The sequence below is a fragment of the Mesorhizobium sp. M7A.F.Ca.US.011.01.1.1 genome, assembly GCF_003998295.1.
Taxonomy (GTDB): Bacteria; Pseudomonadota; Alphaproteobacteria; order Rhizobiales; family Rhizobiaceae; genus Mesorhizobium.
Genome location: NZ_RZRT01000003.1, coordinates 126,133 through 143,740, shown reverse-complemented (window position 1 = coordinate 143,740; position 17,608 = coordinate 126,133). Strand labels below are relative to the sequence as shown.

General features: G+C 62.3%; 16 protein-coding genes. 14 read left to right on the top strand and 2 right to left on the bottom strand.

Features of this window, described 5'->3' with window-relative positions; genetic code table 11:
- The 6 genes from EOA13_RS05445 to EOA13_RS05420 all read left to right on the top strand — a co-directional run.
- Positions 1-2,793: type I secretion C-terminal target domain-containing protein (locus EOA13_RS05445; RefSeq protein WP_164779988.1), on the top strand; the 2,793-nt coding region annotated here is incomplete at its 5' end.
- A 60-nt stretch (positions 2,794-2,853) separates the two neighbouring features.
- Positions 2,854-3,225: a hypothetical protein gene (locus EOA13_RS05440; protein ID WP_127290318.1), complete on the top strand. Its 372-nt coding sequence runs from the start codon at positions 2,854-2,856 to the stop codon at positions 3,223-3,225.
- Between the two features lie 32 nt (positions 3,226-3,257).
- Positions 3,258-4,016: a transglycosylase SLT domain-containing protein gene (locus EOA13_RS05435; protein WP_127290759.1), complete on the top strand. Its 759-nt coding sequence runs from the start codon at positions 3,258-3,260 to the stop codon at positions 4,014-4,016.
- Positions 4,017-4,156: 140 nt separating this feature from the next.
- Positions 4,157-5,308, top strand: coding sequence for an ABC transporter substrate-binding protein (locus EOA13_RS05430; RefSeq protein WP_245490303.1), 1,152 nt, complete (start codon positions 4,157-4,159; stop codon positions 5,306-5,308).
- A 33-nt stretch (positions 5,309-5,341) separates the two neighbouring features.
- Positions 5,342-6,046: a thermonuclease family protein gene (locus tag EOA13_RS05425; RefSeq protein ID WP_127290314.1), complete on the top strand. Its 705-nt coding sequence runs from the start codon at positions 5,342-5,344 to the stop codon at positions 6,044-6,046.
- A gap of 228 nt (positions 6,047-6,274) precedes the next feature.
- Entirely contained in the window at positions 6,275-7,027 is a 753-nt protein-coding gene (locus EOA13_RS05420; protein ID WP_127290312.1) for a GGDEF domain-containing protein, read from the top strand.
- A gap of 58 nt (positions 7,028-7,085) precedes the next feature.
- Here EOA13_RS05420 and EOA13_RS05415 read toward each other — a convergent pair whose 3' ends face one another.
- Together EOA13_RS05415 and EOA13_RS05410 are read right to left on the bottom strand one after the other, a co-directional pair.
- Positions 7,086-8,633 (bottom strand): GMC family oxidoreductase N-terminal domain-containing protein, encoded by a 1,548-nt coding sequence (locus EOA13_RS05415; protein ID WP_164779987.1) that lies wholly within the window; start codon positions 8,631-8,633, stop codon positions 7,086-7,088.
- A gap of 42 nt (positions 8,634-8,675) precedes the next feature.
- On the bottom strand, positions 8,676-9,353 hold the full coding sequence (locus tag EOA13_RS05410) for an FCD domain-containing protein (RefSeq protein ID WP_127290310.1): 678 nt from the start codon (positions 9,351-9,353) through the stop codon (positions 8,676-8,678).
- Positions 9,354-9,557: 204 nt separating this feature from the next.
- Between EOA13_RS05410 and EOA13_RS05405 the strand changes: the two genes are divergently transcribed.
- The 8 genes from EOA13_RS05405 (at position 9,558) to EOA13_RS05370 (ending at position 17,596) form a co-directional block, all read left to right on the top strand.
- Positions 9,558-11,186, top strand: coding sequence for a choline dehydrogenase (locus EOA13_RS05405; RefSeq protein WP_127290308.1), 1,629 nt, complete (start codon positions 9,558-9,560; stop codon positions 11,184-11,186).
- A 289-nt stretch (positions 11,187-11,475) separates the two neighbouring features.
- Entirely contained in the window at positions 11,476-12,627 is a 1,152-nt protein-coding gene (locus EOA13_RS05400) for a cupin domain-containing protein (RefSeq protein ID WP_027039500.1), read from the top strand.
- A 45-nt stretch (positions 12,628-12,672) separates the two neighbouring features.
- Complete coding sequence (locus tag EOA13_RS05395) at positions 12,673-13,830, top strand: hypothetical protein (protein WP_127290306.1); 1,158 nt, start codon at positions 12,673-12,675, stop codon at positions 13,828-13,830.
- Positions 13,831-13,839: 9 nt separating this feature from the next.
- Complete coding sequence (locus tag EOA13_RS05390) at positions 13,840-14,247, top strand: RidA family protein (protein ID WP_056582478.1); 408 nt, start codon at positions 13,840-13,842, stop codon at positions 14,245-14,247.
- Positions 14,248-14,273: 26 nt separating this feature from the next.
- Positions 14,274-14,894, top strand: a complete 621-nt coding sequence (locus tag EOA13_RS05385) for a glutathione S-transferase family protein (protein ID WP_127290304.1) — start codon at positions 14,274-14,276, stop codon at positions 14,892-14,894.
- Positions 14,894-15,823 carry a 5-formyl-3-hydroxy-2-methylpyridine 4-carboxylate 5-dehydrogenase gene (gene fhmpcd1 / locus EOA13_RS05380; protein WP_127290755.1) on the top strand — a complete coding sequence of 310 codons (930 nt, stop codon included), beginning with the start codon at positions 14,894-14,896 and terminating at the stop codon, positions 15,821-15,823. Before EOA13_RS05385 ends, fhmpcd1 begins: the two co-directional genes overlap by 1 nt.
- Positions 15,824-15,953: 130 nt before the next feature.
- On the top strand, positions 15,954-16,784 hold the full coding sequence (locus EOA13_RS05375) for an ABC transporter ATP-binding protein (RefSeq protein WP_127290302.1): 831 nt from the start codon (positions 15,954-15,956) through the stop codon (positions 16,782-16,784).
- Entirely contained in the window at positions 16,781-17,596 is an 816-nt protein-coding gene (locus EOA13_RS05370; protein WP_023809932.1) for an ABC transporter permease, read from the top strand. The genes EOA13_RS05375 and EOA13_RS05370 overlap by 4 nt, the downstream gene beginning before the upstream one ends.
- Positions 17,597-17,608 lie beyond the last annotated feature (12 nt).

Genomic DNA, 17,608 nt, shown 5'->3' with positions numbered 1-17,608 from the left:
GAGACGTTCACGGTGCATGTCGCCGACAGCGACGGCAACGTGGCGGACGATCCAAGCGCCTCGTTCCAGATCGCCATTGTCGACGACGTGCCGACGGCGGTTGCCGACACGGACAGCGTGACGGAAGGCGGCACGGCGAGCGGCAATGTGATCACGGATGCTTCGGCGGGCGATGCCGGAGATACCGATACCGGCGCCGACACCAAGGGTGCGGACGGCGCTTCTGTGAGCGGCGCGACGGGCACCGGTGCGACCACAGTGGTGGGCAGCGACTTCCATGTCGTTGGCCAGTACGGCACGCTGACGCTGAGCCCGGACGGGACCTACAGCTACGTGGCCAATTCCAACATCAGCAACGCATCGGCGGTGACCGACACCTTCACCTACACGCTGAAGGACGGCGACGGCGACACCTCGCCGACGACGCTGACCATCACCATCAATGACGGGACCAACCCGTCCGTGGTGACCAACGCGGTCATCGCGGTGGACGAGGAAGGCCTCGGCACTGCCAATGCGACCGGCAGCGCGGCCGCGACCAATGTCGAGAACGGCAGCGGAACGGTGTCGTTCCATGCTGGTTCGGACAACATCACCGGCGTGGCGTTCACGTCGGTTGCCGGGATCACGGCGAACGTCAACGGCGTTGTCGGTGCCGACATCGTCTGGACGCTGGTCGGCCCGACGCAGATCACCGGTTCGATCAACGGCATCGATGCTATCCATATAGACTTGGTCGCGCCGTCACTGCCGATCCTCGCCGGCGCCAACGGATCCGCGACAATCAATGTGACGCTGCTCGACAACTTTCCGCATCCCGACGCGGGTGGGCAGAATGTCATCAATCTGACCGGCATCAACGTGGTCGCCACCGATACGGATGGTGACCAGGCGAGCGCGACGGTTCAGGTCAATGTCACTGACGACGTGCCCACATTGGGCAGCGTGCAGAGCCAGCAGGCGAGCAACGACCCGTCGCAAACGCCGGCGGTCGGCACGCTCCACTTCGTCGCGGGCGCCGACGGGGCCGGGACTGCCATGACGATCACGGTCGACACGGCGCTTCTGACTTCAGCAGGACACCACCTCGTGACGGCGCAGGTCGGTAACGTCCTGACAGCCTATGCCGACAACAACAACAATGGCAGCTATGATGCAGGAGGCGACACGGCGGTCTTTACCATCACTGTGAATCCCAACGCCGGCACTTCGGGGCAGTACACGTTCGATTTGCTGAAGCCGCTGGACGGCACGACAGTCGATGTAGCCATCGGGCAGGGTAGTTCTTTCGGGAGCGGACCAAGCAAATCCGTAGTGGTGAACGACGGCAATCAGGACATTGTCATGGTAACCGGTTGGAAGCCGACTGGCGGATTCACCGGAACGGAAGAAACGGATTGGTACAACCATACCGGGTCTGGCGCAGATCCTACGATGGCGCAGCAGAATAACATTAGTGGCTCTACCCAAGGGTGGGGCCTTGGCAACAACAATCTGAACGTAGGCGAATTCCTGCGTTTCGATTTCGGAACGCCAAATGACTATGTTGGCTCCTCTACGACTAACCCTGTCGGTGACTACAATCCTCCTGCCAATTTAACGCTGGCGAATATTTCGTATGCCACATTCAGCCTTTTCAACTATGACGGAACGGATAAGATCGAGTTCGTCGCACACTTCACCGATGGAACATTTGCTCATTACACTCCATCTGTCGGTGCGACTACTCTAACAATCACGTCGCCCTCTGGTGCGCAAATAGCCTGGATTGATGCATACGAATCATCGGGCACCATCAAGCTCAACCTCACGAATGTCGGCGTAACATCCACCACTGTCGACCATACTATTCCGGTGACGCTGCAACTCACGGATGGCGATGGCGACCAGACGTTGGCGGGGAGTTTCACCGTTCACGTGAAAGACGGTTTGACGCCTAACGCGGTTGCTGCTCCGGTTCTGCTCGACCTCAATCACGACGGTATCCACACCACGGATCTCACGCACTCTACCGTCTCGTTCGACTATAATGGCGATGGCGTCGCTTCGAAGACCGCCTGGGTCGACACCCATGACGGCATCCTGGCGATCGATCTCAACGGCGACGGCAAGGTGAACAACGGTTCGGAGATCGTCTTCACCCAGCAGGCTGTTGGCGCGGCAACCGATCTTGCTGCGCTTGCCCTGGTCTACGACACGAACCACGATGGCAAGCTGACTGCCGCCGATCACGATTTCGGGCAATTTGGTGTCTGGCAGGACGCCAACGGCAATGGGGTGTCAGATTCAGGCGAGTTCAAGAGTCTTGCCGCTTTGGGTATCGTCGAGATCGGACTTACGAGTGACAATCAGCACTCCATTTCGGAAGACGGTTCTGTCTTGACCTATGGTGGATCGACTTTCACCACCGCCAGCGGCGAGACGGGTGCGGTTGCCGACATCGGCTTCGGCAATTTCGATACCACCGGACAAACGGCAACCTCGGGCGCCGACACCTTCAAGCTCGACAATCTCGACATTAAGGATCTCATCACCGACTACCACGGCTCCGGCCCTGGTGGTGAGGGCGATAAGATCGACCTGAGCGCGCTGTTCGACACGGTGTCGGGGGGCAACATCAATGACTATGTGCACTACGACGCCGACACGAAGACACTCAGTGTCGACACCACTGGCTCAGGCAATGCGGCCAATTTCGTGGATGTTGCCGCGTTGCAGAACGGACCTGCCGCGGGCACGATCACGATACTTTACGACGACACGAACCACACACAACACACGGCAACGATCTAACGCCATAGCGCGTGGCCAAGCGACTATGTTATACGTCGCTAATATCTAGGGGAGCTCAATATGAAACGTTCTGCAAGACTGCTGGTTTCCGCCGCGGCGCTGTTGCTGGCAGTCGGGTCGACGGGGTATGCCGCCGACATCATCGACGGCCCGACGGGCGATTATTGCCGTGTCGTGGGGACGTCCAACCTGGTGCTGAACGACAACATCGTCGATCTGAAGCAGCAGGTGGTAAAGCTGATGGACGAGTCGGTCGCCGCCGCCAACAGTTCGGAGTGGATCAACTCCTCCCGGCCCGTCTTCGTCTGGGCATCGGAGGCCAAGGTCGCCTGCGGCATGGCTTACGGCTACCTCAAGACGAACTACAAGGACGAAGACACCCTCAACAAATGCGAGTGTTTTCACGATCGCATGGTCGAGTACATGCACTGACCGGATAGGCGAACCCACGCCTGTTGGCCATCATGACAGCCGACGGATCCTTCCTGAAGGCGGTTGCGGGCGCGATCGTGTTGCTTTGCCTTGTCCAAACGGTCACGCCGGCCAGTGCCAACTGGCTGGAACGACCGTCCGTGAAACAACGGCTTTCGCCCGGCCTGAAGCAGCCATTGCGCTGTGATCCGGCTACGGAGTGGACCCGGCAGGCTTTCAAGGCATTTGCCAGCTGCCAGGCATCGATCTATGGCCTGGAGCCGCTGCTGGCGCATGCGGTGATGGAGATCGAAAGCGGCTTCGATCCCGGCGTGCAAGGCGCCGATGGCGAAATCGGCCTGATGCAGGTGATGCCGGCGACGGCCAGGATGCTCGGCTTTGGAGGCTCCCTCGACGATCTGAGCGCGCCGGCGACCAACATCGCGCTGGGGGTCAGATATCTTGCACAGGCCAACAGGCTCGCCGCGGGCGATCTGTGCACCACCGTCATGAAGTATCGCGCCGGGCACAATGAAAGCCGGTTCTCGGCCCTTTCGGTCCGCTACTGCCAGCGTGCGCGGGCAATCCTGGCAAGGGAAGGGATTGAAGTGACCGGACCTTTGCCGGTGGCGACATTTGGCTTTGCCGCATTTTCGCCAGGAGGGGAGGAGGGAGCCCCTGCCCAGGAAAAAGGCGTTTGCGTGCGCCGCCTGTTCGTGCCCGGGCCGCGATACATGAAATGCGCCGACTATCGAAGTGCCGGGCAAGCAAGGCAGATCAGGGCGCTCAGAGGCAGGCTTTTCGGCGGCTAAAAGAACTACAGACGGCACTGCAAGTCCGCCGTAACATGCGTTGAAGACCAGACCGGGAACAATATCCGGCGGCACATAGGGGTGGAGCATTCATGGAAGCTGGCCGACAGGTCCACCGTCCGCGGACATGGGCAATCGCCTTGGCGCTCGCCGCGATCGTGTCGGGCTGCCAGTCGAAAGGCGGCGTGTCCGAAGTGCTCGATCCGGCGGCGGTTGCCGCGCCTGCCGGGCAGAATGGCGCCGCCGGTACCGGTCCCGCCCAGGCGACCCAGTCGCTGGGCACCGGTTCGACAAAAGTCACGATGCTGCTGCCGTTGTCCGGCTCCGGAACAGCGGGCGAAAACGGCAGGAAGATGCTGGATGCGGCCAAGCTGGCGATGACGGATATTGGCAATGGATTGCTTACGCTGACGGTAGAAGACACCAAAGGCGACAGCGCACTGGCCAGCAAAATGGCGATAACGGCCATAACGACGGGCTCGAAGGTCGTGATCGGCCCGACCGAACTGACGGCAGCCCAGCATATTGCCACGCTGTCCGGGTCGAAGCGGCCACCGGTCCTGGCGCTCGCCGATAATTTCGCCGGTGGCGCCGGGGTTTATGCCGTGCTCCTTGGCGAAGCGGACAGCGCCGCCGCGGGCGCCGCGGGACTGGCCGCGAAAGGCAGCAAGAAGTTCGTACTGCTTGTCGCGGATGGCCCAAACGCGGGCGCCATGGAGAAGCGGGTCGCAAACAGCCTCAGCATCTACGGCGCGGCGCTCGCGGTCACTCTCCGATATTCCGCCGGCGACGGCGCAGCGAAGGCGGTCGACGAAATGGGCTCACTCGTGGACGCCCCCGACGCCGTCATTGTCGCCAGCGGCAATGGCAGTCCGTCGCCCATCCTTGCCGTCCTCAAATCGAAGGGCATTCCGGGAAAGACTGTCTCCGTCGTCGGAACGAACCGTTGGCTGGAGCACCCCATGGATCCGCTCTTCGAGGGGGCGTTTATCGCCACGCTCGATCCAAGTGAAACCGGGCCGATCGCCGACCGCTTCAGGACGACATACAACTATTCCGCTGACGTCAATGTGGCCTATGCCTATGACATGGTTGCCCTGACGGCAGGGATTGCCAGCGCGATCGGGCCTGATGGCTTCAGCAAAAAAATTCTCGAGAATCCAAACGGCTTTCGCGGGTCGACCGGCCTGTTCCGGTTTCGGGCCGACGGATCCAGCGAACGCTCGATGCCGTTCTATCGGATTGAAAAAGGTGCGCTCAAGCTGGTTGCCAAATCGACGTCGGGTTTCTGACCGGCGCAAATCCCTAAGATCCTGTTCAAGCTGATGGGCAGGCCGGGCCGCAGCCGCTTGGCGATCGCGCTCGGAAGCCTGCTGCTTCTGGCCGGGATACTGCTGATCATTCAAGGTGGGGCGTTGCTTTCGGTCGATCGGCCTGTCCGTGCCCCGTCGCGGGATGTTGACGATACGCAGCCTATCCGGCCGGTTGCCCCGGTAGCCGGCGCACAACGCCTGGAGCCGGCGCGCAAGGTTGCTCAAGACCTGATCGCTCCGCCACGGCTTGATCCCGCTGAGATCGAACGGACCGAGCCCCGTCCGCCACTCAGCGAACTCGGTCTCGCCGTGCCCCCGAAAACGCCGATGCCTGGGGATTGGCGGGAGATCTTGCTCTACCGCCCGGTTGCCACATCGTCGGCGATGTTCGAATCCATGGGCCGCAAGGTGGTCATCAGCGGAGTGCGAGGCATCGATCTCGACAGCTCCTGCTCGTTTCATGACGTCACCTGGCCTTGCGGCCTGCGCGCACGCGCCGTTTTCAATTCCTGGCTGAGGGGACGCGGGCTGCACTGTTTCGTACCTCCGGACGTCGAGCGTTTTGCCGTCGCCGCGCCATGCAGGCTGGGCAAGCAGGATGTTGGCGCCTGGCTTGTCTCCAACGGCTGGGCCACGGCGCTGCCGAACGGCATCTACGGCAAGGCGGAGGCGACAGCCAGAAAGGCTGAGATGGGCATATTCGGCCCGGCACAATAGTCTGCCATTCAACCCTGATTTTTTGTTTGTTAACCGCCACGGGCGCAGCTTTGCGTCTGTCTTTTATGCATGTCCTTTTCCCAAAGCCGAGGTCATGCATTGGGAGCAAGCCGATTTCGTCCGCAGCCTTGATGGGGTCATCGCGCAATCGATTAAATTGCAAGGTTCCTTGAAACTGAAATTGCAACACACCGGCCTTATACCAGCCCATCCACAGGAGATCGGCCAGTGACAAAGACTATGGTGAGCACCACCGACCAGGCATGGAAAGGCGTCGCTTTGCTGACGTTTCTGGGAACCACTGCAATCCTGGGCGTTTCCGTCGGCCTCAATTATCTGCTGCTGTTCTCCGAGGCGCTGACGCCATTTGGGCGCAGCATGATCACGGCAATCCTGTTGCCTGTCGTCCTTGGTGTTCCGCTTTTTCTGTTCGTTGGATTGAAACAGATCGAGCTTCGTCGCTATCGCCGGGAACTCGACAAGTCGGCAACCTTCGACACCACGACCGGCTGCCTGAATGGAGCGGTCTTCACGTCGATGGTCGAAAAAAGAACGGCAAGGCCGTCGGTGCCGGGGCCTAAATCGGGCGCCTTCCTGGTTATCCATTCGGAGCATCTGCGGTCCATCAACCTGCGCTTTGGTCTTGAATGGGGCGATCAAGCCTTGCGGCTCATAGCCTCGACCATACAATCGTCGGTGCGCGCGGAAGACCTGGTTGGACGCATGGGGACGTCGATGTTCGGGGTTTTCCTCGCCGGCGCGACCGAAGCAGAAGCCAGGGAAATCGGCGAGCGTATCGAGGCGCGCATCGCGCAAGTCTATTTCGCACCAAAGGGGACCGAGGATGCCCTGACCGTCAAGGTCGGCGGCGTGGTGTTCGAAAACCAGGTGGAGTTCGCGGACATGTTCCGGTCCGCCGAGCAGCGCATGGCCGGCGTCCAGGACGGAGCCGCGTTTGAACTGACGCATCTCCATAGCTGATAGTCGCTGGGAACCAGAGCCACTCGGAACCCAGGAGAATTGTCGGACGCGGCCGCCGTCACGCTGCCGACGGGGTGACCCGTGAAGACGCCGCCCAGGTTTCGGCGATGGCGACGATCGCCGCGTTGATCGGTCCGCTCGGGATCGCCGGCATCACCGAGGCATCGACGACAAAGGCATTGTCGAAGCCGTTCAGCCGCAAGTCAGGATCGACGACGGCGCCGGCATCGCTACCCATCCGGCACGTGCCGGCCGGATGATGATGGGTGGAAGCAGCCCTGGCGATGAATGCATCAAGCTCGTCGTCGGACTGAACCGGTGCACCCGGCAGGACTTCCGCATCGCGCCATTCGTCCAGAGCCGCATGATGGCCAACCATGCGCGCCCGCTTCAAGGCCATCCTGAAAGTCGCGCGGTCGTGTTCGGTTTCGAGATAATGCGGATCGATGACCGGCGTGTCATTGCGGCCAGGCCCGCTTGGTGCGATGCGCCCGCGGCTCGTCGGATGGGTGACGCCGCACAGGATCGTGAAGGCGGAGCCATAGGGCGGGGCATTCAGGCCCTCGGCCGCTGACGGAGCGACGACGCAGGCGAGCACGATGTCGGGACTTCCCGTGGAACGGGTAGGGTCGTCGCCATGCAGGTACATCAGCGATTCGGAATGCTGCAGACGGGAAGGCGGCACCGGCCTTTTCGTACTGTAGACATTTCCAAGAGCCAGCAGATGGTCCTGCAGATTGCGACCCACCTCGCGTCGATCGGCAAGGCAGCGTATGTCAGCCTGTTTCAGGGTATCGGGGCAACCAATGCCCGACCGCATGAGGATGAGCGGCGTCGACACGGCGCCGGCGCAAAGAACGACCCGGTCGGCTGAGAGCGTTCTGGTCTCACCCTCGCACACCACGCTCACGCCAGTGACCTTGTGGCCGTTCAGCACCAGATGCTCGACCTCGTGGCCGGCAAGCAAGGTCAGGTTCGGCCGCGCCATCACCTGCGGCGGCAGATAGGCGTCGGCGACGCTCAGGCGCTTGCTGTCGCGGATGTTGAGCGAATTGGGGCTGGTGCCGACCAGTTCGCCGCTGTTGTGGTCTGTCAGGGCGGGAGCCCCCATGGCGCGCCCGGCGGCGATGTAAGCACGCACGACCGGACTGACCTCGGCGTCCGGCAGATAGACGTCCAGCGGGCCGTTCCTGCCGCGTGTCGGCGCATCGAAGGCAGTGAAGGCTTCGCTGCGGATGAAGCCCGGCAACAATCCCCGATAGGACCAGCGCTCGCCGCCGGCTTGCGACCAGGGTTCGAAATCATCGGGATGGCCGCGCACATAGGCCATTGCATGCAGGCAGCTCGAGCCGCCGACTATCCTGCCGCGCGGCCATTCATGGACGCGGTTGGCGGTGAAGGGCTGAGGCACGGTCCGGTAGCTCCAGTCATAGGCGCGGCCCTGGAGCATCGTCCATTTCAGCGGATCGGCGATGTCGGGATCGGCCGGCATCGCCCCGGCCTCGATGAGGCCGACCTGGCACGACCGGTCTTCACTGAGCCGGCTGGCAACAGCCGAGCCTGCGGATCCCGCGCCGATCACCAGCACGTCGAAATGACGTTTCAATTTGAAATTCCCCGCACAGGCTCGATGTCAGAGGTGATACGATCACGCGGCAAAGGCGCCGGCATTCGACCGTTCCATGATCTGTCTCTGCACGGACAAAAGGTGCGCGCGCATTGCGGCCTCTGCCGCTTCGGGATCGCGCTGCGAGATCGCTTCGGCGATCAGGCGATGCTCGCCGTCGCGGTGGGCTATCCGCTTGGGACAGGTGGGTGCCGCGGTGCGCGCAACCTTCACCCGCGCATCGACACCGACCTGGCGCAGCATCTTGTAGAATTCCGCGGCAAGGTGGTTGCGGGCCGCGGCGACGATCGCGAGATGGAAAGCGAAGTCGACCTCACCCGACGGGGCGTTCTCAGGCGTGGTTGCCGCGTCGAGGATCCGCGCCGTCTCGAAAGAGGAGGCGCGCAGCGACGCCAGTCGGGCAAGGCCCGGCTCCATGATCAGGCGCAATTCCAGGACCTCAATCGGATTGGTTACCCTGACCAATTCCTCGCCATATCTCGGAAGGGCGGTCGGCGCCCGCCTGGCGCGCGCCGGTTTGAGGTCGCCCGAAAGGCGCAGCACTTCAAGCGCCTTGCGAAGCTGATGGCGCTTGATGCTCAGATGTTCCGCAAGATCGCGCTCGGACGGAAGCTTGCCGCCGCCCTGCTGCAACTGGCGGACCGCGGCGATGATGTCGTCGAGATCCGATGGTCCGGCCTGCGGCTCGAATGCGCTCAAAACCAAATCTCCTGTCCGATCGGCAGACCGCCGACTCAACGTCCCGACATCATATTGTGACACGAAAACCTGTTCGACGGCACTCAACCAATTCAACCAATCTACAACTGTACGCAATGGTTGACAACACCAGTTGCGCGATGGTTGACTGCCCATGTCGACGGTTGCCATCGCGGCGGACCGTCTTTCTCCCGAGGATCACGCATGCCGGCTGGCGAAACCTTTGACTACGTCATTGTCGGTGCGGGATCGGCCGGCTGCGTGCTGGCGAACCGGCTGAGCGAAGACCCCGCGGTGTCGGTGCTTCTGCTGGAGGCGGGGGATTGGGACCGCGATCCGATGATCCACATCCCGCTCGGTTGGGGCAAGATACTGACCGAACGCCGCCACGACTGGATGTATTTCTGCGAGCCCGAGGCCAATGTCGGCGGGCGCAAGGTCGAATGCGCGCGCGGCAAGGTCATCGGCGGCTCTTCCTCCACCAACGCCATGGCTTATGTGCGCGGCAATCGCGGCGACTACGATCGCTGGGCGGCAAGCGGCCTGACGGACTGGTCGTTCGACAAGGTGCTGCCCTACTTCAAGAAGCAGGAGCGCTGGGAGGCGGGCGAAAGCCGGTATCGCGGCGGCAGCGGACCGCTGAACACCCAGTTCTGCCGCTACAAGGACGAACTGATCGATGCCTTCGCCACGGCCAGCCGTGATGCCGGATATCCGCAGACCGACGATTATAACGGCGCCATACAGGAAGGCTTCGGCCGGCTGCAGATGACAATTGCCAACGGCCGGCGCTGCTCGACCGCCACCGCCTATCTGCGGCCCGCCATGCGCCGCGGCAATGTCAAGGTGCTGACCGGCGCGATGGCGACGAAGATCCTGCTGAAGAATGGGCGCGCAACCGGCGTTGCCTATACCAGAGGCGGAGCGAGCCATGAAGTTCTGGCGCGGCGCGAAGTTCTGCTTGCCGGCGGCGTCATCAACACGCCGCAGCTGATGATGCTGTCAGGCATAGGCGACAGCGGCGAGCTCGCGGCGCATGGCATCGAGACCAAGGTTGATCGTGCGCAGGTCGGCAAGAATTTGCAGGACCATGTTTCGGTCATCCTGATGTATCGGCGCAAACAGCCGGGACCGTTTCTCAAGATGATGCGGGCCGATCGTATCGGGCTGGATTTCGTCAAGACCTATCTCACCGGAAAGGGCTTTTCGGGAGATGTGCCTGGCGGCGTCGTGGCATTCCTGAAAAGCGACGCAAGCCGGCCGTTGCCGGACGTGCAGCTGCTTTTCACCGCCGCACCGCTTGGGGCATGGCCTTATATGTCGCCGTTCAAGGCGCCGTTCGCCGACGGCTTTGCGACCCGTATCGTTGCGGTGCAGCCGGAGAGCCGCGGCAGCGTCAAGCTGGCGTCGAGCGATCCGGTCGCCGCTCCGCTGATCCATCAGAACTTCCTGTCTTCGCTGCGCGACTGGCAGTCGCTTCGCGCCGGCTTTCGTGTTGCGCGCAACCTTGCCAGCCAGCCGTCCATGACCCCGTTCGTCGGTGCGGAGTTCTTCCCCGGCCCGAAATGCGAGAGCGACGAAGAGATCGACGAGCATATCCGCAATACCTCGATCACCGTGCATCATCCGGCCGGCACGTGCCGCATGGGCGTCGATGCGGCATCGGTGGTCGATCCGGAATTGCGGGTGCGCGGCATCGCCGGACTTCGTGTCGTGGACGCCTCGGTCATGCCCGACCTCGTCTGCGGCAACATCAATGCGGCGGTCATCATGATCGCTGAAAAGGCCGCGGATCTGATCCGCAGCCGCGCTCAACAGAGCGTGGCGGCCTGATAAGACGGCCGGAATACAACCAAAGTCTTTTGGTTGAGACTGAAAAACTGCGTTGGTTGGACTGTCATGTGCATCCGCATGGCCGTGACGAAGTGTTTCACGCCCTGATTGCGAGCTGTATTTCGTGCATTTCTAGGCTATTTCTGCCTATTTCTGGGCATTTGCCTCTCAAAAACGCACCCCAACCAAAAACTTATAAAATTCGCAATTTGGGTATTGTCGAGCAAAACCAATGCGAATACGGTTGAGTTGGTTAGAAGTATTTTCTTCGCGATGAGAGGTGTCCGATATGTCCCTGGCGCAACCAGCTAACGATGTGCTCACCAACAAGAAGGCAGCACTCAAGGGCCTCTATGACGCCCTCTACGCTAAGAACATGTTTCCGTTCTGGGCGACGTCGGAAGGCGTCGACCATGACGAGATAAAGCAGTTGATGGCGACGTCGAAGGCCGTTCCCTTCGTGTGGTCCTATTCGGACATCGAGCCGCTGCTGCAGCGCGCCGCCGAACTGGTGACCATGGACGACAGCGAGCGCCGTTCGCTGATCCTGGTCAATCCTGGCCTTGCGCCCAAGCGTGCATCGGTCAGCACCATGTACACCGCCTACCGCCTGAACGATCCCGACGAGATCATGCCGCCGCACAAGCACTCGCCGAGTGCCATCCGCTTCGGCCTGACCGGCAAGGGCAATTTCACCGGCGTCGAGGGCGAAGACGTGGTCTTCGGCCCCGGCGACATGGTGCTGACGCCCAACGATGCCTGGCACAATCATGGCACCGTCGGCGGCGAGCAGGCGGTCAACCTGTCGGTACTCGACCTGCCGCTGGTCGAAACGCTGCATGCCGTCCATTTCGACCACAAATACACCGAGATGGTCGACGGCAAGGAAGTCGAGAAGAAGGTGCAGACCGCCCGCTATCCCGGCGACTACTCACAGCGCATCTATGGCGAGGGCGGCCTGATGCCGCGTTTCGTCGACCACAAGCGTGGCGGCGGCCTGTCGTCGCCGATGTATGTCTATCGCTGGGAGAAGATGGAAGCGGTCCTCGATGCCCACAAGGATTGGGATGGCGACCCTCATGAAGGCATCGTCATCGACTATGTCGATCCGACGACCGGCGGACCCGTCTTCCACACCATCAATTTCTACGTGCAGATGCTGCGCCCTGGCGAGAAGACCTTGCCGCAGCGCGAGACAGCCAGCCTGCTCTTGGCGCCGTTCCGCGGCAACGGCCATTCGATCATCGACGGCAAACGTTATGACTGGAACCAGTTCGACACCATCGCCATACCCGGCGGTTCCTGGGTCGAGCATGTCAACGGCTCGTCGAGCGAGCCGGTGATCTTCTTCGGCGCCACCGATGCGCCGACGCAGAAGGCGCTGCTCCTTTACAAGCGCTGGGGCCGCAACCAGGCCGGCGATCTGCTCCGTCTCGTCTAGTTCCTATCCTACTGCCCCGCCGCCATTGGCGGCGGGGACATTGAAATGACGTTTCAGCAGCAAGGGCGTATGCATTTGGTTTCGGCGTTCAACACCAAGCAGATCGGCCATGTCGACTGCCCAGGCGGCGGCCAGGTCTGGGTCGACGGCAACATCCTCTATATCGGCCACATGCGGCCGCCGAGCGGCACGACGCTGGTCGATATTTCCGACCCGCGCAATCCGCGCAAGATAGCCACGATCGATGTTCCGCCCGGCTGGCACTCGCACAAGGTGCGCGCCAAGGACGGGCTGATGATCATCAACCACGAGCGCTTTGGCGACGCCGGGCCGGCCGATTTCGGCGGCGGGTTGGCACTCTACGACACGACCAAGCCGGCACAGCCCAAGCTGATCTCGAAATGGATAACCGGCGGCAAGGGCGTCCACCGCTACGACTTCGACGGCCGTTACGTCTACATCTCGCCGACCGCCGACGGTTATGTCGGCAACATCGTGATGATCCTCGACCTGATCGATCCCGCAAAGCCGGTCGAGGTCGGACGCTGGTGGATACCGGGCCAGTGGACCGGTGGCGGCGAGGAATACCCCTGGCACGACTATGTCACGCCGCGTTGCCACCATCCTTTGCGCATGGGCGACCGGCTCTATGTCAGCTACTGGCATCACGGCCTGTTCATCCTCGACATTTCGGACATCACCAAGCCGAAGCTGGTCTCGCACGTCAATTCGAGCCCGAGCTTTCCGCATCCCACCCACACCTGCCTGCCAATTCCACAGCCGCTCAAGGGCCGCAACATCATGGTGGTGGCGGACGAGGACGTCGCCAAGCTTCGGCCATCACCGCCGGCCTTCACGTGGATCTACGACATCACCGACGAGACCAACCCGTTGCCGATCTCGACCTTCCAGGTGCCGGGCCTCGACCTGGACGGTTCACCGCAGCCGCAGATGACCGGCTGTCATCAGCCTTCCGAACGGTTCAAGGGCACGATCATTCCGTTTGCATGGTTCGCGCAGGGGCTGCGCCTCGTCGACATCGCCGATCCGTTCGCGCCAAAGGAGGTCGGCCATTTCGTGCCCGACGCGCCCGAGGGGGCGGAGCGTTCCTCGTCCAACGACGTGACCATCGACGACCGTGGCATCGTCTACCTGATCGATCGCATCCGTGGCGTCGACATCATCGAAACCAGTGTTCTCTAGGAGCAGGCATTGAGCGACAGCACGCGAAAATCCGCCAGCCATTACGCCATCGGCAACAAGAACCCGAACCTGCCGTTTCATCCGGCGGTGCGTGCCGGCGATTTCATCTTCGTCTCGGGCCAGGTGCCGAAGGACGAGAACAACAACATGATCAGCGGCACGATCGAGGAAGAGACGCTGGCGACGCTGAAGACCATCGCGCGCGTCATCGCGCATGAAGGCGCGACGCTGTCGGATGTCGTGCGGATCACCACCTATCTCGAGGATACGCGCGATTTCGGCCGCTACAACAAGGCGTTCCTCGAAGGGATCGGCGATGCCGTGCTGGCGCGCACGACCGTCGAGGCAAAGGCCGTCATCAACACCAAGATCGAAATGGACGCCATCGTCTACAAGCCGCTCCCGGCCGGCAAGTAGGCCTTGGACACTAGCGAGGAGACAACATGTACAAGCTGTTAGGCCGCCAGACATCAGGCAACGTCCAGAAGGTGCTCTTCATGCTCGAAGAGCTTGGGGCGTCCTACGAGCGCGAGGATTATGGCCGCCAGTTCGAGAACACCCAGACGGCGGAATACAAGGCGCTCAACCCGACCTCCAAGGTGCCGACGCTGGTCGACGGTGACACCGTGATCTGGGAGTCCAACACCATCCTGCGCTATCTCGCGGCATTCGGTGGCGAACGCTTGAATGGCGCCACGCCGGCGGAAAAGACCGAGGTCGAGCGCTGGATGGACTTCCTGCTGGCGGCGGTCAATCCCGGCTACCTGGCGGCCTTCAAGGGCGCCAAGCTCACACCCGAGGAACAGACCGCCGAATCCAAGGAACAGGTGAAGGACCTTGTCGCGCAACTCAAGATCGTCGATGGCCACCTGGCCGGCAAGGACTTCCTGGCGCTCGGCAAGCTGACCCTTGCCGACATCGCCTGCGCGCCGATCCTGAAGCGCTGCGTCGACTTCAAGATCGACCGGCCGTCGATGCCCGATCTGGAGCGTTGGGTGGCCGCGATCGCCGCCCGGCCGGCCTTCAAGGCGGCAACCACTGCTGCTCCCGCAAAGGCGGCATGATGATCAAGCGCGCCGCTCTCATCGGGTTGGGAACGATGGGTCCAGGCATCGCCGCGCGGCTTTCGCGCGGCGGCCTCGATGTCACGGCGTATGATGTTTCACAGGCGTCGGTCGAGCGTGCCCGCGGCATGCTCGATCTCGCCGGCGGCGTGCTCGATCGTCTCGACATCAAGGCGCCCGGGACTGGCGCCGGCAGCGTGCGTTTCGTCGAGACGATCGCCGAGGCCGTCGATGGCGCCGAACTGGTGATCGAGAACGTGCCCGAGAATATCGACATCAAGGCGCAGACCTATCGCGACATCGATCCGCTGATCGGCCCGTCCGTCATCGTCGCGTCCGATACGTCGGGCATCCCGATCACCAAGCTGCAGGCGCATATTTCGCATCCCGAGCGGATGGTCGGCATGCACTGGTCGAACCCGCCGCACATCATTCCGATGATCGAGGTGATCGGCGGCGAAAAGACCGCGCCTGAAACCGTGGCCACGATCCGCGACCTCATCCGCTCGATCGGACTGTTGCCGGTGGTGGTGAAGAAGGACGTTCCGGGCTTCGTCGAGAACCGCGTGCTCTATGCGCTGCTGCGCGAGGCTGTCGACCTTGTCGAGCGCGGCGTCATCGAACCTGAAGATCTCGACACCTGCGTATCCTGGGGCATCGGCTACAAGATTGCCGTCATCGGCCCGATGGCGCTGCTCGATATGGCGGGGCTGGATATCTACAAGTCCGTCTCGTCCTTCCTGAATGCCGATCTCTCCAACCGCGACGATGTCGCGCCGATGGTGCTGGAGAAGACGGCGGCGTCGAAGTTCGGCATCAAGTCGGGCGAGGGCATGTTTGCCTACACGCCCGAGCAGACAAAGGCGCTGCAAGGCGAGCGGGCGCGCAAGCTCGTCGCGGTGCGGCGCATCCTGGAAGGCCGGGAGTAGCCAATGTCAAACGGTGCGCAGAGGGCAGGCCGGTTTGAGGAGTTCCACCGGTCGGCTGTTTGTGTGAAGGGCGCCTTCGCCATCAAGACGGCGCGGCTGCGGCCGACGAAAGCGCGCGGGGCGACAAGCCATGCGCATTGAAACCATCCGAGCCGCCGGCGACAGGCCGGCCCATATCCGCCATGACGATCTGATCTCCGCCAAAGGCGTTTCGGTGGTCATCGCCCGGCAGCTGATCCTCAGAAACATCGATCTTTCGGTGCCCAAGGGATCGTTCGTTTCCCTTATCGGTCCTTCCGGCTGCGGCAAGAGCACCTTGCTCAAGGTGCTGGCCGGGCTGGTGCAGCCGACCCAAGGCAGTGTTTCGATCGCCGGGCTCGCGCCGGTCGCGGCGGCGCGCAAGCGGATGATCGGCCTCGTCTTCCAGGACGCCAACCTGCTGCCGTGGAAGAACGCCGTCGACAATGCCTCGATGCTGCTCGGCATCGCCGACAAGTCGCTGTCGCGCTCGGAATTGCGGGCGCGCGGGCAGGAGATGCTGGAGCTGGTTGGGCTGGGCGATAGCGCCCACAAGCGGCCAAACGAGCTGTCGGGTGGCATGCGGCAGCGGGTCGCCATCGCACGAGCCCTGGCGCTCGATCCGGCGGTCCTGCTGATGGACGAACCGTTCGGCGCGCTCGATGCCATCACCCGCGATTCCATGGGTCAGTCGCTGCTGGAAATCTGGCAGCGTACCGGCAAGACGATCGTGCTCGTCACCCATTCCATCGACGAGGCCATCCATCTGTCGCGCCATGTGCACGTGCTGGGGATCAAGCCCGGGCGGATCACCGAGAGCCTCGACATTGCGCTGCCTTATCCACGCGACCTGTCGGTCACCGAAGATCCGGAGTTCGTCAGGCTGGTGGTCCAGTTGCGAACGATGCTGCGCTCCAGCCATCAGCCGGGAGGCGCGTCTTGAGCGACCAACCCATCACGGACCTTCCCGAGCCGCGCCTCGCCTCCAGCTGGAGTGCGGCGACCGGCAGTTGGCTACCGGCGGTCATCCTGCTGCTGGTGACGATCGTGGCATGGGAAGCCGCCGTGCGGATCTTTGCCATATCCGCCTTCATCATTCCCGCCCCTTCCGAGATCGCGAAGTCGCTGGTGGCGCAATGGGGCACGCTGATGCAAGCGACGCTGGTGACGGCGGGCGAGATCCTGTTCGGCTTCCTGGTCTCGGTCGTGGTCGGCATTGCCATTGCGCTGGTCATCGTGCGCTTCGACTGGCTGGGACGCGCGCTGTATCCACTGGTGGTGCTGTTCCAGAACGTGCCGAAAGTCGCGCTCGCGCCGATCTTCATCCTCTGGTTCGGCTATGGGCTGGCGCCCAAGATCGGCCTGATCCTGGTCATCGCCTTCTTCCCGGTGACGCTCTCCATGCTGGCGGGCATGCAGTCGGTCGACCGCTCGCTGTTGTCGCTGATGAATTCCGTCGGAGCCAGCCCGACGCAGATCCTGTTCAGGATCCGCGTTCCGCACTCGCTGCCGAACCTGATGGCCGGAACCAAGATCGCCGCCACTTTGAGCGTGATCGGCGCCATCGTCGGTGAGTTCGCCGGGGCGTCGGACGGTCTCGGCTACGTCATCCAGTTCGCGTCGACCCAGCTCGACACGGCGCTGGTCTTCGCAGCGCTGCTGCTCGTTTCCGTGCTTGGCATCGCCTTCTACTACGCCGCCGAAATCCTCGAACGCATCGTGGTGCCGTGGGCGCCGAAATTCAGCCAGTCCTAGGTCCGCTCGATC

Coding starts and splice junctions, on each gene's coding strand:
- EOA13_RS05400 (WP_027039500.1), top strand. CDS start 11,476: ATGTCCCTGGCGCAACCAGCTAACGATGTGCTCACCAACAAGAAGGCA.
- EOA13_RS05425 (WP_127290314.1), top strand. CDS start 5,342: ATGGGCAGGCCGGGCCGCAGCCGCTTGGCGATCGCGCTCGGAAGCCTG.
- EOA13_RS05385 (WP_127290304.1), top strand. CDS start 14,274: ATGTACAAGCTGTTAGGCCGCCAGACATCAGGCAACGTCCAGAAGGTG.
- EOA13_RS05375 (WP_127290302.1), top strand. CDS start 15,954: ATGCGCATTGAAACCATCCGAGCCGCCGGCGACAGGCCGGCCCATATC.
- fhmpcd1 (WP_127290755.1), top strand. CDS start 14,894: ATGATCAAGCGCGCCGCTCTCATCGGGTTGGGAACGATGGGTCCAGGC.
- EOA13_RS05405 (WP_127290308.1), top strand. CDS start 9,558: ATGCCGGCTGGCGAAACCTTTGACTACGTCATTGTCGGTGCGGGATCG.
- EOA13_RS05395 (WP_127290306.1), top strand. CDS start 12,673: ATGACGTTTCAGCAGCAAGGGCGTATGCATTTGGTTTCGGCGTTCAAC.
- EOA13_RS05435 (WP_127290759.1), top strand. CDS start 3,258: ATGACAGCCGACGGATCCTTCCTGAAGGCGGTTGCGGGCGCGATCGTG.
- EOA13_RS05440 (WP_127290318.1), top strand. CDS start 2,854: ATGAAACGTTCTGCAAGACTGCTGGTTTCCGCCGCGGCGCTGTTGCTG.